This is a genomic window from Pseudomonas sp. rhizo66 (genome assembly GCF_031931925.1).
Lineage (GTDB): Bacteria > Pseudomonadota > Gammaproteobacteria > Pseudomonadales > Pseudomonadaceae > Aquipseudomonas.
This window is the reverse complement of sequence record NZ_JAUJWZ010000018.1, coordinates 85,469-101,776: the sequence shown is the minus strand read 5'-3', so window position 1 is coordinate 101,776 and position 16,308 is coordinate 85,469. Positions and strand designations below refer to the sequence as shown.

Below are 16,308 nucleotides of genomic sequence, written 5' to 3'. Positions count from 1 at the left end.
CCGTGACGCGCAAGCAGCTTAGAGACTGTGCAATTGATTCTCAAGTGCTAATTGTCATTAGTTTGCCCCAATGTGGCCGGGCTTCGCTTGCCAACCGATATTCTTTTGATATTATCCGCGCCATCGAATTTGCAGCACCTGAAGACTTCATTAGCCTGAAGCCATAAGCCCGAAAAACGGGCAAAAAAAGACCCGGCAAAAAGCCGGGTCAAAAACCGTGATTAGCCTGATGAGGAGATAGTCCAGAAGACCGACCTAAGGTCTCTGGTCCATCGACTGATCTCGCGACCAGCTGCATGCAATAATAATCATTATCATTTGCAAGTCAAATGTTTTTACCTGCGCGATTGGAAAATTCTTTCCTGTCCGTCCGTACTACCCTTCCTTAGACTTCCTCACCATCGAGTGAATGGTCGACCATCGCCCGCGCCATATCCACCATGTGCACCACTGAAAAGGCCAGATCGCGACTCGCGCCTTGCAGGTTTTCGGCTGCCTTGAATGCAGTCGCCGCTGCACAGCGCAACAAGTCCGAGGCGTGCACCAGGGCTTCTTCGCCACTGAGATGGCGCCTGACATCGAAAAAACGTTCGTCAACCTCAGGTTCTGACACAGCTGGTTTCAAGTAATAGTCGAGCGCTCGCTGCGCCGCCGCACTGCCTTGAGGCGAGGTGAAGGTGGTGTCCATTTGCAAATCGGGCAAGTCTTTGCTGCTGATATTCATGATGACGGGCACTCCTTGGTCGATTGAAAATCCGTGCCTTCAGGATAGTACTCTGTGTAGTTGTGACTAGAATTTAAATACTACAATATGTGTTTTGCCGGCCGAAGGCGTCCACGTAAGGTGCTGCACATGGATAAATGGATTGAGTTGGTCAAGGCCAAGATGAGTGAACTCAAAATCACTCAAACAGAGCTCGGAGAGCGCGTCGGCATGTCCCAGGGCGGGATCGGCCATTGGCTGAACAAGCGTCGCGAACCCGGTATCACTGAAATGAACCGCGTGCTGCAAGCGCTGGGCATGGATTTCCTCGAAGTGGTGCTGGTGATCCGTGAACCGCAACCAACGCCCGAGGACGAGATGCCGCTGGCGCAGAAGTACAACCCGTATTTCCGTTACCCGGTCAGTGATTGGCAGACGACGTGCGAAGTGCGCGAATGCGATCCGGCGTCCTACGCCAAGGCGGCCGGCAAACAGCGCTTCGAGCTGACGGATTATCACGCGCGTGGCCCGGCATTCTGGTTGACGGTGACGGGGGACTCAATGACCGCACCCAGTGGCCAGAGTATTGCCGAAGGCATGCTGATTCTGGTCGACCCGGCCGCCGAAGCGGTGCCCGGCAAACTGGTGATCGCGCAGTGGCCCGACAGCACTGAAGCGATTTTCCGCAAACTCGACGAAGAGGGCGGCCAGCGTTACCTGGTGCCGCTCAATCCGACGTGGCCGAAAGCCCTGCTGACCGATGAGTGCCGAATCATCGGTGTTGTGGTGCAGGCAACGGCGCGTTACTAGTCAGATCGATCCTCGCCATGCGCAGGATCGATCTCCCGTTCATACTGCTTCCAGTTCAACCAAAGCGCTGCCTTCGCCAACCATTTCACCTTCCTGGCAATACAGCGCTTTGATCACCCCGGCATGCGGCGCACGGATGCTGTGTTCCATCTTCATCGCTTCCAGCACCACCAGTTGCGCGCCGGCCTCAACCGATTGCCCGGCCTCCACCAACACACGGACGATGCTGCCGTTCATCGGCGCGGTCAAGCCGCCCTGATGGCTGTGACTGGCTTCGACAGCGCTGATCGGGTCGTACGTCTCGATACGGCGCAACTCGCCTTCCCATTGCAGGTAAAGCACATCGCTCTGGCGAATCGCACGCAACGTACGACGAACGCCCTCGTGCTCGACTATAAGTGCTTCGCCGGACAGTCTGGCGTGGCCGGCAGCATTCAGGGTCAAGGCGCGATCCTGGCCCTCGCAACTCAAATGCAAGGTGATTTCCGGCGGCAGCCCCGCACGCAAACCGCTGTTGAGAGACCAAGGCGAAGCAGCGTCATCCTGGCGTGCAAATTGTGGCAGGCTGTGCGCCACCGCCTGAGCCGCAGCGTCCCAGAACGCATCGCTCAGCGTGCCCGGAGCAGGCAGCAGTTGCTCCTGATAACGCGGAATAAACCCGGTATCCAGTTCCGACGCCGCGAACGCCGGGTGCGCAATGATCCGCCGCAAGAAGTTGATGTTGGTTTTCAAACCGCCAATCGCAAACTCGTCGAGCATGCTCAACAAACGCAACCGGGCCTGTTCGCGATCCTCGCCCCAGGCAATCAGCTTGCCGAGCATCGGGTCGTAGAACGGCGAAATTTCATCGCCTTCTTCAACCCCGCTATCCACCCGGCGCCCTGGCCCTTTGGCCGACTCGCGATACAACGCCAAACGCCCGGTCGCCGGCAGGAAGTCATTCGCAGGATCCTCGGCGTACAAGCGCACTTCAATCGCATGGCCGTTCAACGGCACTTGTTCCTGAGTGATCGGCAGTGTTTCACCACGGGCAACGCGGATCTGCCAGGCCACCAGATCAAGACCGGTAATCGCTTCCGTCACTGGGTGCTCGACCTGTAACCGAGTGTTCATCTCCATGAAGAAGAACTCACCGCGTGCATCCAGCAGGAACTCCACCGTACCGGCGCCGACATACCCGATCGCCTGCGCCGAGCGCACGGCCGCTTCGCCCATGGCGCGACGCAATTCCGGGGACAGGCCCGGTGCCGGCGCTTCTTCGACGACTTTCTGATGGCGCCGTTGAATCGAGCAATCCCGCTCATTCAGATACAGGCAATTGCCATGCTGATCGGCGAACACCTGGATTTCCACGTGACGCGGCTTGAGCAGATATTTCTCCACCAGCATCCGTGAATCGCCGAACGAAGACTGCGCTTCACGCTGAGCCGAGGCGAGGGCTTCGGCGAGTTGGCTGACGTCCTCGACCACTTTCATGCCTTTGCCGCCACCGCCGGCTGTGGCTTTGAGCAACACTGGATAACCGATGCGTTCGCAGGCGTCGCGGAAGGTGTCGAGGTCCTGCGCTTCGCCGTGATAACCGGGCACCAGCGGCACACCGGCGGTTTCCATCAGCGCTTTGGCGGCGGACTTGCTGCCCATGGCATCGATGGCCGAGGCGGGCGGGCCGAGGAAAATCAGTCCGGCGGCTTCGATGGCGCGAGCGAATCCGGCGTTTTCCGAGAGAAACCCGTAACCCGGATGAATCGCTTGCGCGCCACTGGCCTTGGCCGCCGCGATCAATTTGTCGATTTGCAGATAACTGTCAGCCGCTTTGCTGCCACCGAGGTCGACGCGAATGTCCGCTTCACGGCTGTGCCGCGCTTCACGGTCGGTGGCGCTGTGCACGGCAACGGTGGTCAGGCCCAGGGCTTTGGCAGTACGCATCACGCGGCAAGCGATTTCGCCACGGTTGGCCACCAGCAGGGTGGTGAGAACAGGTGCGCTCATCAACGCGGCTCCTTGGTGGTGGTTACGGCTTGCCAGCTCGGTGGACGTTTTTGCAGAAAGGCGCGCAAGCCTTCCTGACCTTCCGGGCTGACGCGGATGCGGGCGATGGCGTTTTCGGTGTAGCGGCGCAGCGCCGGGGTCAATGCGCCGTTGCCGACTTCACGCAGCAAGTCCTTGCTGGCGCGCATCGCCGCGGGGCTGTTAAGCAACAGGTTGTTGATCCACTGCTCGATTTGCTGATCGAGTTCTGCCGCAGGATAGCTCTCCGACAACAAACCGATTTCCCGCGCACGTTGCCCGCCGAAACGCTCGGCGGTCAGGGCATACCGACGCGCAGCGCGTTCGCCGATGGCCTGCACCACGAACGGACTGATCACCGCCGGCGCCAGACCGATGCGCACTTCCGACAGGCAGAACTGCGCGTCATCGGCACCAATTGCCATGTCACAGCAACTGATCAGCCCCAGCGCGCCACCGAACGCCGCGCCTTGCACCACGGCCACGGTGGGGATTTTCAGCTTGGCGAGGTTGTACATCAGCTCCGCCAGTTCACGAGCATCGTCGAGGTTGGTGTGGTAATCGAGCTCGGCCGATTGCTGCATCCACGCCAGATCTGCGCCGGCGCTGAAGTGCTTGCCACGGCCACGCACCAGCAGAAAACGCAGGCTGGCGTCGCTGGCGACTTTGTCCAGCGCGAGGATCAGCTCGCGGATCATCTCGGCGTTGAAGGCGTTGTTCTTTTCCGCGCGGTTGAGCCACAGCGTCGCGAAACCCCGTGGGTCGCTTTGCAGTTCGAGGGTGTTGAAATCACTCATGAGATTCTCCCGATCACATCCGGAACACGCCGAAGCGGCTCGGTTCGATTGGCGCGTTCAGCGACGCGGACAGGGCCAGGGCCAGCACATCGCGGGTTTGCGCCGGGTCGATGACGCCGTCGTCCCACAACCGTGCGCTGGAATAGTAGGGGTGACCCTGCTCTTCATACTGGTCGAGGATCGGTTGCTTGATCTCGGCTTCCTGCTCGGCACTGAAACCCTGGCCACTGCGTTCAGCCTGTTCGCGTTTGACCTGCACCAATACGCCCGCCGCCTGCTCGGCGCCCATCACGCCGATCCGCGCGTTCGGCCACATCCACAGGAAGCGCGGATCGTAAGCGCGCCCGCACATGCCGTAGTTCCCCGCGCCGAAGCTGCCGCCAATGATCACGGTGAATTTCGGCACTTTCGCGCAAGCCACAGCCGTTACCAGTTTCGCGCCGTGCTTGGCGATGCCGCCGGCCTCGTATTTCTGGCCGACCATGAAGCCGGTGATGTTCTGCAAAAACAGCAGTGGAATACCGCGCTGGCAAGCCAGCTCGATGAAGTGCGCGCCTTTCTGCGCGGCTTCGGCGAAAAGGATGCCGTTGTTCGCCAGAATCGCAATCGGGTAACCGTGCAGATGAGCGAAGCCGCAGACCAATGTGGTGCCGAACAGCGCCTTGAATTCATCGAACACCGAACCGTCGACCAGTCGCGCAATCACTTCGCGCACATCGAACGGCTGCTTGGCGTCGGCCGACACCACGCCGTACAACTCATCGCTGCTGTAGAGCGGAGCAATCGGTGCACGCTGTTGCACTTCACCTAGTTTGCGCCAGTTGAGGTTGGCAACGCTGCGGCGGGCGAGGGCGAGGGCGTGTTCGTCGCTCTCGGCGTAATGGTCGGCGACCCCGGAAATCTTGCAGTGCACGTCGGCACCGCCCAAATCTTCGGCGCTGACCACTTCACCAGTCGCGGCTTTCACCAGCGGCGGGCCGGCGAGGAAAATCGTTGCCTGATTGCGCACCATGATCGCTTCGTCGGCCATCGCCGGCACATAAGCGCCGCCCGCGGTGCACGAGCCCATAACGACGGCGATTTGCGGAATGCCCATCGCACTCATGTTGGCCTGATTGAAGAAGATCCGCCCGAAGTGCTCACGATCCGGGAACACCTCGTCCTGGCGTGGCAGGTTGGCGCCGCCCGAGTCCACCAGATAGATGCACGGCAGACGATTCTGTTGAGCGATGGTCTGCGCGCGCAGGTGTTTTTTCACGGTCAGCGGGTAGTACGAACCCCCTTTCACCGTCGCATCGTTGGCGACGATCATGCACTCGACGCCTTCCACACGGCCGATCCCGGCAATCACCCCGGCGGCCGGCACGTCTTCACCGTAAACGGCGTGGGCAGCCAATTGGCTGATTTCCAGAAACGGCGAGCCCGGATCGAGCAAGCGGTTGATGCGCTCACGCGGCAGCAGTTTGCCCCGCGAGGTGTGACGTTCCTGAGCTTTCGCGCCACCACCCTGGGCCACTTGGGCGAGCAGGGTGTGCAGGGCGTCGACCTGTTTGAGCATTGCCGCGCTGTTGGCGGCGAACTCCGCTGAACGCGGGTTGAGCTGAGTGTGCAAGGTTGCCATGGCCAGCTCCGTTTAGCGGGTTTCGTTGAACAGTTCGCGACCGATCAGCATGCGACGGATCTCACTGGTGCCGGCGCCGATTTCGTACAGCTTGGCGTCGCGCAGCAGACGACCTGCCGGGAATTCGTTGATGTAACCGTTACCACCGAGAATCTGGATCGCATCGAGGGCCATTTGCGTGGCGCGCTCGGCGGTGTAGAGGATTACCCCGGCGGCATCCTTGCGAGTGGTTTCGCCGCGTTCGCAAGCCTGGGCCACCGCGTAGAGGTAGGCGCGACTGGCATTGAGTTGGGTGTACATGTCGGCGACTTTGCCCTGGATCAGCTGGAACTCGCCGATGCTTTGGCCAAACTGTTTGCGATCGTGGATGTACGGCACAATCAGGTCCATGCACGACTGCATGATCCCGGTCGGGCCGCCGGACAACACCACGCGCTCGTAATCGAGGCCGCTCATCAACACTTTCACGCCGCCATTGAGCACGCCGAGAATGTTTTCTTCCGGCACTTCGACGTCATCGAAGAACAGCTCGCAGGTGTTGGAACCGCGCATGCCGAGCTTGTCGAACTTGTTGCTGCGGCTGAAGCCTTTCCAGTCGCGCTCGACGATGAATGCGGTGATGCCGTGCGGGCCTTTTTCCAGATCAGTCTTGGCGTAGATCACGTAGGTGTTGGCGTCGGGGCCGTTGGTGATCCAGGTTTTGCTGCCGTTGAGGACGAAACGGTCGCCGCGTTTGTCAGCGCGCAGTTTCATCGAGACCACGTCGGAACCGGCATTCGGCTCGCTCATGGCGAGGGCGCCGACGTGTTCGCCGCTGATCAGCTTGGGCAGGTATTTGGATTTTTGTTCGTGGTTGCCGTTGCGGTTGATCTGGTTGACGCAAAGGTTGGAGTGCGCGCCGTAGGACAGGGCGACCGAAGCCGAACCACGGCTGATTTCCTCCATTGCCACCACATGCGCCAGGTAACCCAGGCCCGCGCCGCCGTACTCTTCCGGCACGGTGATGCCAAGCAGGCCCATGTCACCGAATTTGCGCCACATGTCGGCGGGGAACAGGTTGTCGCTGTCGATCTGCGCCGCGCGCGGGGCAATCTCCTTGGCGACAAAGGACTGAACCTGATCGCGCAGCATGTCGATGGTTTCACCGAGGGCGAAGTTCAGGGATGGATAGCTCATGGGTCACCTTTTGGCTTTTTTGTAGGGTGGGGAGAGCGGTCACTCGGCTCTCACCTTTACGTTAACGTAAGCCTGTGACGAATGGCTGTCAATCACCCTTTACGTTAACGTCAACTTGAGCGAGAGTAGGGGCAGTTCAAGATTGAAACGGAGCAGACCTCGTGGGAGCGAGCCTGCTCGCGAAAGCGTCAGATCAGTCAACGTGGATGTTGAATTCGCTGGCCTCTTCGCGAGCAGGCTCGCTCCCACAGGGTCAAATCCGGCAAACCCACTAATAAAGACAATAGGGGTCGTCATGGATCAACCCAGTGCAAACCCGCAGCGCAGTTACACCCGCGGTTCTCAGGACAAAGCCTTGCTGGCGATGACTATCGGGCAGCAGTTCGATCACACCGCCGCGCAATACCCTGACGGCGAAGCGCTCATCGTGCGCCATCAGCAACTGCGCTATTCCTGGCGACAGCTGGCCGATGCGGTGGACCTGCACGCCAGAGCGCTGCTTGCCCTGGGTTTGCAGGCGGGGGATCGGCTCGGGATCTGGGCGCCGAACTGCGCGCAGTGGTGCATCACTCAAGTCGCGACGGCGAAAATCGGCGTGATCCTGGTCAACATCAACCCGGCCTATCGCAGCTCCGAACTCGAATACGTGCTCAAGCAATCCGGCTGCCAATGGCTGGTTTGCGCCGGGGCATTCAAGTCCTCCAATTACCACGGCATGTTGCAAGGATTGGTGCCGGAACTGGCCGAGCAATCCATCGGCCAATTGCGCAGCGAGCGCCTGCCGGAATTGCGCGGGTTGATCAGCCTCGACGCGCAACCGCCGTCAGGTTTTCTGCCGTGGTCGCAACTGGCCGATCTGGCCACCAGCATCTCCGCCGAACAATTGCGCGAACGCGGCGACAGCCTGCACTTCGACCAAGCGGTGAACATCCAGTACACCTCCGGCACCACCGGTTTCCCCAAGGGCGCGACCCTCAGCCACTACAACATCCTCAACAACGGTTACATGGTCGGCGAAAGCATCGGCCTGACCCCGCGCGATCGTCTGGTGATCCCGGTGCCGCTGTACCACTGCTTTGGCATGGTCATGGGCAACCTCGGTTGCATTACCCACGGCAGCACGATGATTTACCCCAACGATGCCTTCGATCCGTTGCAGACCCTGCAAACCGTCGCCGAGGAAAAAGCCACGGGCCTGTACGGTGTGCCGACCATGTTCATCGCCATGCTCGACCAGCCACAACGCGGCGAATTCGATCTGTCGAGCCTGCGCACCGGGATCATGGCCGGCGCGACGTGTCCGATCGAAGTGATGCGTCGGGTCATCAGCGAGATGCACATGAATGAGGTGCAGATCGCCTACGGCATGACGGAAACCAGTCCGGTGTCGCTGCAGACCGGGCCGAACGATGAGCTGGAACTGCGCGTGACCACCGTCGGCCGCACCCAGCCGCAACTGGAAAGCAAGATCATCGACGAGGCCGGCAACCTGGTGCCGCGCGGCACCATCGGCGAACTGTGCACCCGTGGCTACAGTGTGATGCTCGGCTACTGGAACAATCCGCAGGCCACCGCCGAAGCGATTGATGACGCGGGCTGGATGCACACCGGCGACTTGGCGAGCATGAACGAGGAGGGCTACTTCAACATCGCCGGGCGTAACAAGGACATGATCATTCGCGGTGGCGAGAACATTTATCCGCGTGAGCTGGAGGAGTTTTTCTTCACCCATCCGGCGGTGGCGGATGTGCAGGTGATCGGCATTCCGTGTTCGCGTTACGGTGAGGAGATTGTTGCCTGGATCAAATTCCACCCCGGCCACAGCGCCTCCGAACTGGAGCTGCAAACCTGGTGCAAGGAGCGCATCGCGCACTTCAAGACGCCACGGCACTTCAAATTCGTTGAAGAGTTTCCGATGACGGTAACGGGCAAGATCCAGAAATTCAGGATGCGCGAAATTAGCATCGAAGAGCTGAAAACAATCGAGCGGTGAACACAAACACTGTGGGAGCTGGCTTGCCAGCGATGGCGTCGGGTCAGCCAGCATCAATGTTGAATGATCTACCGCAATCGCTGGCAAGCCAGCTCCCACAGGGGTTCGGGGGAATTGAAAAATCACAGAAAGCACAAAGGGGAGCCGAAGCTCCCCTTTAATTTTGTCGTCGCGTGCTCTTTTTTATTATTGAGGGTCGGTCTGTTGTTGTTTTTGGCAACCGTGGCCCTTTACCGCTGTTTTTGGCGACCCCCATCCGGGGTCAAGAGCAAACGTATTTTTTTGAGCGCTGATCTACTTTCTCGCCAAGCGATCCAACCGATTCGGGAGCTACCTGAAGGTAGTTTTATTGTTCTCTGCCCGGTTGCGGGTCACTCCTGAGAGCACCCTGAAAAGCACACCTTCTCCAAAAAAATCTGTTAGCTGCGTCTCTGCCGTGTTGTTTTTGTTATGTCAGAGTCGGTACGTCTTATTTTTATTGGTTTGCTGCTTTTTATTCTTGTTATGCCATAGAGATAGCAGAAGCCGTGCCAACTTTTAAAAGTCCTTTAAAATCAATGATTTAAAAATTATGGCGAATTTCAACCCTGTCGAAACCAGACAATTTGTTTCCGTGTTACTCGCTTGAACCCACATTCCGGACACAGCGGTAACACCTTCCCCCCTCACTGTGCGCTGCGAGCCTTGGCCACGCGCGAACCGCTCGGGCGACCGAGCACCGCGCTGATCTGCTGACCCGCAGCAATCAAGGCGTCCAGGTCGATGCCGGTCTCGATGCCCAGGCCGTTGAGCAGGTACACCACGTCTTCGGTGGCAACGTTACCGCTCGCGCCTTTGGCGTACGGGCAGCCGCCGAGGCCTGCGATAGAGCTGTCGAAGACCGAAATACCTTCGAGCAGGCTGGCGTAAATATTGGCCATGGCCTGGCCGTAGGTGTCGTGAAAGTGCCCGGCGAGTTTGTCCCGTGGTACCTGCGCCGACACCACTTCAAACAAGCGACGGGTCGCGCCTGCGGTGCCGGTACCGATGGTGTCGCCCAACGAAACTTCGTAACAGCCCATCGAGTACAGCTCACGGGCGACCATCGCCACTTGCTCCGGCGCGACCGTGCCTTCGTACGGGCAACCGAGCACACACGACACGTAACCGCGCACGGTAACGCCGTGCTGTTGCGCCGCTTCCATGATCGGTGCGAAGCGCGCCAGGCTTTCGCTGATCGAGCAGTTGATGTTGCGCTGCGAGAACGCTTCGGAGGCGGCGGCGAACACCGCGACTTCCTTGACCCCGGCGGCAATCGCATCTTCAAAGCCACGCAGATTTGGCGCCAGCGCACCGTAGGTCACGCCGGGTTTGCGCTGGATCTGCGCGAACACTTCGGCGGAACCGGCCATCTGCGGAACCCATTTCGGTGAAACGAAACTGCCGACTTCTATATAGCCAAGGCCGGCAGCGCTGAGGGCGTTGACCAGTTGCACCTTGTCGGCGACGCTGATCGGTTGGGCTTCGTTCTGCAGGCCATCGCGCGGGCCAACTTCGATCAGGCGTACTTGGGAGGGGAGGGACATGGCGGTTGACCTGTTGTAGTTATCTGAAATCAGCGGATATCCCCCTGTGGGAGCGAGCCTGCTCGCGAATGCGCCGGGTCAATCACCGTAGATGTCGAATGACAAATTGCATTCGCGAGCAGTCTCGCTCCCACAGGGAATGGGGTTGTTACTGAACGGCCTGCTGGCTCTTGAGCGTCTGCTCCAGCGCCTGCACGCAGCGCTCTTCGGCGGTATCGAGCTCGAGTTTCATCTGCTCAATGTCGAGCAACTGCTGCTCAAGCTGTTCGCGGCGTTCGCTGATTTTCGCCAGCATGCTGTTGAGCTGTTTGGTGTTACCGCTAGACGGGTCGTAAAGCTCGATCAGTTCACGGCATTCGGCCAGCGAGAAACCGATGCGCTTGCCGCGCAGGATCAACTTCAGGCTGACCTTGTCGCGCGGTGAATAGATGCGTTCCTGGCCTCGGCGCTCAGGGCTGAGCAGGCCTTGCTCTTCATAAAAACGGATCGCCCGGGTAGTGATGTCCAGCTCGCGGGCGAGGTCGGAAATGCTGTAAGTCTGGCTGCTCATGGAAGCGCTCGAAAAAGGTCTTGGCGCTAAGCTAATGGTAGGTTGACGTTTACGTCAAGCAAGAAAAGGATCGCAGCCTTCGGCAGCTCCTACAGGGGGGATAGATTCCAAATATAGGTGCTGCCGAAGGCTGCGATCTTTTGATCTTTCCTTACACCACCTGCTTATCCAGCTTCTTCTCCTGCGCCGTCACCTGCTGGCACAACTCGATCATCTGCTCGCGCATCCAGCGATTCGCCGGATCCTGGTCAGTGCTTTCATGCCAATACAGATGTGTCTCCACTGGCGGCACATCATTCACCGGCAGGTTAAACGCCTGCAGTTCATGGCGACGGGCAAAGCGCTCTGGCACGGTCATGACCATGTCGGTCTGCTGCATCACTTGCGAGGCCATCAAATAGTGCTGCGAACGCAGGGCGATCTTGCGTTGAATGCCCATTTTGCCCAGCGCCAGATCGACATAACCCAAGCCACTGCGGCGGCTGGAAATGTGGATATGGGTCAGCGACAGATAATCATCCAGCGAGAGTTTTTCCTTGCCCGCCATCGGATGGCCCTTGCGCATCGCACATACGTAACGGTCTTCCATCAGCTTGACGTGGCGCACCTGCGGGTCGGTGTTGAGTGGCGCATCCACGGCGAAATCCAGACGCCCGGCGGCCAGTTCTTTGGTGGTCTCGCGGCGCTTGGACAAGAAGCTTTCGATGATCACCGTCGGCGCCAGACGGCGCAGGCGCTGGAACAGCGGCGGCAGAATCACCGCCTCGGTGAGGTCGGTCATGCTGATGCGGTAGGTCTTGACCGCTTGCGCCGGGTTGAAAATGCGGCTTTCCTGAACCGACACACGCAGCAACGACAGGGCGTTGCGCACCGGGCCAATGATGTTCTGCGCCATTGGCGTCGGCACCATGCCCTGAGCCGTGCGCACAAACAGCGGGTCGTTGAAGGTCTCGCGCAACCGTGCCAGAGCGTTGGATACCGCAGGCTGCGTGATGCCGACAATCTGCCCGGCGCGGGTCAGGTTGGCTTCGGTGTAGATCGCGTCGAAGACGATGAAAAGGTTGAGGTCGACCTTACTCAGATTCATAACGCGGCTTCTCTTGTTATTAAGGGCGGTGTTTTTAAGGGCTGGCAATCAGCCGATCATATATCGGTGATGAATGTTTATACACGCCGAGAATAGGCTAGGTAAATTATCAGCGCTGTTCTAGCATCGATTGCATGACTTGAACAACCTCTGCCCAAGAAGGTAATTGATCATGGATTTCGCTTATTCGCCCAAGGTGCAAGAACTGCGTGAGCGCGTGACCGCGTTCATGGACACTTACGTTTACCCGGCTGAAGCCGTGTTCGAACGCCAGGTTGCCGAAGGCGATCGCTGGCAGCCGACGGCGATCATGGAAGAACTCAAAGCCAAGGCCAAGGCCGAAGGCTTGTGGAATTTGTTTCTGCCTGAGTCGGAACTCGGCGCCGGCCTGACCAACCTCGAATACGCGCCATTGGCAGAAATCATGGGCCGCTCGCTGCTCGGCCCGGAGCCGTTCAACTGCTCGGCGCCGGATACCGGCAACATGGAAGTGCTGGTGCGCTACGCCAACGAAGAACAGAAACAGCGCTGGCTCGAACCGCTGTTGCGTGGCGAAATCCGCTCGGCATTCGCCATGACCGAACCCGATGTGGCTTCGTCCGACGCGACCAACATGGCCGCCCGCGCCGTGCGTGATGGTGACGAGTGGGTCATCAACGGCAAAAAATGGTGGACCTCCGGCGCCTGCGATCCGCGCTGCAAAATCCTGATTTTCATGGGCCTGAGCAATCCCGATGCACCGCGCCATGCGCAGCACTCGATGATCCTCGTGCCGGTCGACACCCCCGGGGTGAAAATCGTCCGTCCATTGCCGGTATTCGGTTACGACGACGCACCTCACGGCCACGCCGAAGTCCTGTTCGACAACGTACGTGTGCCGTACGAAAACGTACTTCTGGGTGAAGGACGCGGCTTTGAAATTGCGCAAGGTCGTCTTGGCCCGGGCCGGATTCACCACTGCATGCGCTCGATCGGCATGGCTGAGCGTGCGCTGGAATTGATGTGCAAACGGGCGGTGAGCCGCACGGCGTTCGGTAAGCCGCTGGCGCGTCTGGGCGGTAACGTCGACAAGATCGCCGACTCGCGGATGGAAATCGACATGGCGCGTCTGCTGACGTTGAAAGCGGCGTACATGATGGACACCGTCGGTAACAAAGTGGCGAAGAGCGAGATCGCGCAGATCAAAGTCGTTGCGCCGAACGTCGCGCTGCGGGTGATCGACCGGGCCATCCAGATGCATGGCGGGGCCGGGGTGTCGAACGATTTCCCGCTGGCCTACATGTACGCCATGCAGCGCACCCTGCGCCTGGCCGACGGCCCGGACGAAGTGCACCGCGCGGCGATTGGCAAGTTCGAGATCGGCAAGTATGTGCCGAAGGAGATGCTGCGTAGCGAGCGCTGATTCAGCACCGCGTTAGCGTTCATCGCTGGCAAGCCAGCTCCCACAGGGATCTCCAGTGAACACAAATTTTGTGAACACCAGAGAAATCTGTGGGAGCTGGCTTGCCAGCGATGGCGTCAGCAGGTGCAACACATCAACATCAGACTCAATACACCCAAACCTCAACCCGCCGATTCTTGATCCTGCCCTCATCCGCATTGTTCGCCGCCACCGGCATCAACGCGCCAAAGCCGCGAACCTCGCGCAACACCACGCCGTTCTTGACCAACTCCCGTCGTACCGCCATCGCCCGCAGCTTCGAGAGCAAATCCGCCCGCGCCGGGTCGTCCTTGGCGTCTCCAAAACCCACCAGCGTCACCGCCCGTTCGGTCTTGTCGTGGCGCTTTATATAGTCGAACACCCGCGCCAGATCCTGACGTGCCTTGTTATCGAGCGTCGCGCTGCCTTCCTCGAAGCGGAAATTCACCGTCAGACGCTGGGCGTGACGGCTGAGGGATTGATAACCCTCAGGCATCAGCGCATTCGGCGCAACGCTTATGGCCTGCACGGTCTGACTGATAAAACCGTTGGCCGCGACGATCGCCTGGCCCTGACGACTTTGCGCGAACGTCACCAACGCCTTCGCCCAAGGATTGTTGCTTTCGGGTGGCAGATAGAAGAACAAGCGTCGCGACAGTGGATAGTCTTCGGTAGCGATCAGGCTGTTGAGCGGCAGCATGGATTGCGATGCGCCATCGGCAATCGCCACGGCTTTGGCTTGGCGCACATAAGGCAAACCGATGAAACCGATGCCTTGCGGATCCGCGCTGACGGCGTCGGATAATTGTTCGCTGGACTCAAACCTTTTCGCGGCGCTGTTCAGACTTTTCCCACGCCGGCTGAGGACCAATTCCTTAAACGTGTCGTAGGTGCCGGATTGATCATCCCGTGCATATAAATGAATCGCACCGCCACGACCGCCGAGGTCTTCCCAGGTTTTCACCTCGCCGGCAAAGATCCGCGCCAGTTGCTCGGTGTCCAGTTGCTGCAGCGGATTGTCGGGATGAAGAATGATCGCCAGGCCATCAATGGCGATGACTTGTTCGGCGGCAGGGCTTTTCAGATCGCCCAGTGATTGCAGAGTCTGCAGCTCACTGTCCTTGATCTCGCGGGAAGACGCGGCCAGGTCGGCGCTGGCATTTTTCAACGCGGTGAAACCGGTGCTGGAACCGTGGGCGGCGACTTCAACGACCACGCGTTGACCTTCGCCGGTCTGGCCGACGATGCGCAGTTCGTTGGCGGTGTCGGGGGTTTCGCGGTGGATTTTCAGCAGGCCTTGCGCTTGCAGCAGGCCTTCGACCAGTGCCGGGCCGAGCTCGGCGCCGATGGTGTTGGAACCCTGAATACGCAATGCCGGGCCGTTTTCAGGAAGGGGCAGGGCAGCGGCAGAAACCGTCAGCCATGCACTCAAGAGAAAAACGCACAAAACACGCAGGGTCATGCCGGCACCGAATCAAGCCAAGGGGATTGCCGGGGAGATTAAGTCAGGCGCATGACCAAAAAATGACAGGCCAAAAGATCGCAGCCTTCGGCAGCTCCTACAGGGGAACGCATTCCAAATGTAGGAGCTGCCGAAGGCTGCGATCTTTTGATCCTGGCTGATATCAGCTGAGTTCAAGCCAGATCGGCGCATGGTCGGACGGCTTTTCCATCCCGCGCAATTCATAGTCGACACCGGCGGCCTTCACTCGCGGCAACAAACCATGGGACGCCAGAATCACATCGATGCGCAACCCGCGTTTTGGCTCATCTTCAAAGCCACGGCTGCGGTAGTCGAACCAGCTGAACATATCGGTCACGTCCGGATTCAGGTGACGGTAGCTGTCGGTCAGGCCCCAGTTCTTCAGGCGTGCCATCCATTCGCGCTCTTCCGGCAGGAAGCTGCACTTACCGGTTTTCAGCCAGCGCTTCATGTTGTCCGGGCCGATACCGATGTCGCAGTCTTCCGGGGAAATGTTCACATCGCCCATCACCACCAGCGGTTGTTCGTTATGGAACTGGTTTTCCAGCAGCGCTTGCAGATCGCTGTAGAAACGCTGCTTGGCGGGGAATTTGGTCGGGTGGTCGCGGCTTTCACCCTGGGGGAAATAGCCATTCATGATGGTCACCGGCACGCCATTGGCGTCGGCGAAGGTGCCCCAGATAAAGCGACGTTGGGCGTCTTCTTCGTCGGTGGCGAAACCTTTGTGGATGGCGATTGGCTCCTTGCGCGAGAGCATGGCCACGCCGTAATGGCCTTTCTGGCCGTGGAAATGCACGTGGTAGCCGAGGGCGCGGACTTCTTCGAGCGGGAACTGGTCGTCGTGGACCTTGGTTTCCTGCAGGCCGATCACGTCCGGCTGGTGTTTTTCGATCAGCGCTGCCAGCTGATGCGGACGGGCCCGCAGTCCGTTGATGTTGAAGGAAACGATCTTCATGGTCGGCAGTCCTGGCAAAAGGGCGATGCTAGCTGACATGGGGGAGATGGGCCAGTGTGGGACAAATCATTTTGGCCTGTGGGATTTGTAGCACCTGTCCCGGCCCCAATCGCTGGCAAGCCAGCTCCCACAGGTTTCTGT

General features: G+C 59.4%; 13 protein-coding genes. 3 read left to right on the top strand and 10 right to left on the bottom strand.

The window, feature by feature from the left end:
- Positions 1-385: 385 nt before the first annotated feature.
- A complete protein-coding gene (locus QZR14_RS21045; RefSeq protein WP_250606638.1) occupies positions 386-724 on the bottom strand; it encodes a DUF6124 family protein in 339 nt (112 codons plus the stop codon).
- A gap of 129 nt (positions 725-853) precedes the next feature.
- Here QZR14_RS21045 and QZR14_RS21040 point away from each other — a divergent pair, with 129 nt between their 5' ends.
- On the top strand, positions 854-1,513 hold the full coding sequence (locus tag QZR14_RS21040) for a LexA family protein (RefSeq protein WP_250606639.1): 660 nt from the start codon (positions 854-856) through the stop codon (positions 1,511-1,513).
- A gap of 39 nt (positions 1,514-1,552) precedes the next feature.
- Here the strand turns inward: QZR14_RS21040 and QZR14_RS21035 are convergent, their stop codons facing one another.
- From QZR14_RS21035 to QZR14_RS21020, 4 genes are read right to left on the bottom strand one after another with little or no spacing between them, the layout of a single operon-like run.
- The gene (locus QZR14_RS21035; RefSeq protein ID WP_311997651.1) at positions 1,553-3,502 is read right to left on the bottom strand and encodes an acetyl/propionyl/methylcrotonyl-CoA carboxylase subunit alpha; all 1,950 of its coding nucleotides are present in this window, start codon (positions 3,500-3,502) and stop codon (positions 1,553-1,555) included.
- Positions 3,502-4,317, bottom strand: coding sequence for a gamma-carboxygeranoyl-CoA hydratase (locus tag QZR14_RS21030; protein ID WP_250606641.1), 816 nt, complete (start codon positions 4,315-4,317; stop codon positions 3,502-3,504). The genes QZR14_RS21035 and QZR14_RS21030 overlap by 1 nt, the downstream gene beginning before the upstream one ends.
- Positions 4,318-4,330: 13 nt before the next feature.
- Positions 4,331-5,938 carry a carboxyl transferase domain-containing protein gene (locus QZR14_RS21025; protein WP_311997650.1) on the bottom strand — a complete coding sequence of 536 codons (1,608 nt, stop codon included), beginning with the start codon at positions 5,936-5,938 and terminating at the stop codon, positions 4,331-4,333.
- Positions 5,939-5,950: 12 nt separating this feature from the next.
- Complete coding sequence (locus tag QZR14_RS21020) at positions 5,951-7,114, bottom strand: isovaleryl-CoA dehydrogenase (protein ID WP_007917237.1); 1,164 nt, start codon at positions 7,112-7,114, stop codon at positions 5,951-5,953.
- Positions 7,115-7,409: 295 nt separating this feature from the next.
- On the opposite strand from QZR14_RS21020, the gene QZR14_RS21015 reads away from it, so the two are divergent.
- Entirely contained in the window at positions 7,410-9,107 is a 1,698-nt protein-coding gene (locus QZR14_RS21015; RefSeq protein ID WP_311997649.1) for an AMP-binding protein, read from the top strand.
- Between the two features lie 665 nt (positions 9,108-9,772).
- Here QZR14_RS21015 and QZR14_RS21010 read toward each other — a convergent pair.
- The 3 genes from QZR14_RS21010 to QZR14_RS21000 form a co-directional block, all read right to left on the bottom strand.
- A complete protein-coding gene (locus QZR14_RS21010; RefSeq protein WP_311997648.1) occupies positions 9,773-10,672 on the bottom strand; it encodes a hydroxymethylglutaryl-CoA lyase in 900 nt (299 codons plus the stop codon).
- Between the two features lie 148 nt (positions 10,673-10,820).
- Complete coding sequence (locus tag QZR14_RS21005; RefSeq protein WP_064117756.1) at positions 10,821-11,222, bottom strand: MerR family transcriptional regulator; 402 nt, start codon at positions 11,220-11,222, stop codon at positions 10,821-10,823.
- A 151-nt stretch (positions 11,223-11,373) separates the two neighbouring features.
- On the bottom strand, positions 11,374-12,309 hold the full coding sequence (locus QZR14_RS21000; protein ID WP_007917233.1) for a LysR family transcriptional regulator: 936 nt from the start codon (positions 12,307-12,309) through the stop codon (positions 11,374-11,376).
- 172 nt (positions 12,310-12,481) lie between these two features.
- On the opposite strand from QZR14_RS21000, the gene QZR14_RS20995 reads away from it, so the two are divergent.
- Positions 12,482-13,711, top strand: coding sequence for an acyl-CoA dehydrogenase (locus QZR14_RS20995; protein WP_134178261.1), 1,230 nt, complete (start codon positions 12,482-12,484; stop codon positions 13,709-13,711).
- 145 nt (positions 13,712-13,856) lie between these two features.
- Here QZR14_RS20995 and QZR14_RS20990 read toward each other — a convergent pair whose 3' ends face one another.
- Positions 13,857-15,191: a phosphate ABC transporter substrate-binding/OmpA family protein gene (locus QZR14_RS20990; RefSeq protein WP_311997647.1), complete on the bottom strand. Its 1,335-nt coding sequence runs from the start codon at positions 15,189-15,191 to the stop codon at positions 13,857-13,859.
- Positions 15,192-15,354: 163 nt separating this feature from the next.
- Positions 15,355-16,167 (bottom strand): exodeoxyribonuclease III, encoded by an 813-nt coding sequence (xthA, locus tag QZR14_RS20985; RefSeq protein WP_311997646.1) that lies wholly within the window; start codon positions 16,165-16,167, stop codon positions 15,355-15,357.
- Between the last annotated feature and the right edge of the window lie 141 nt (positions 16,168-16,308).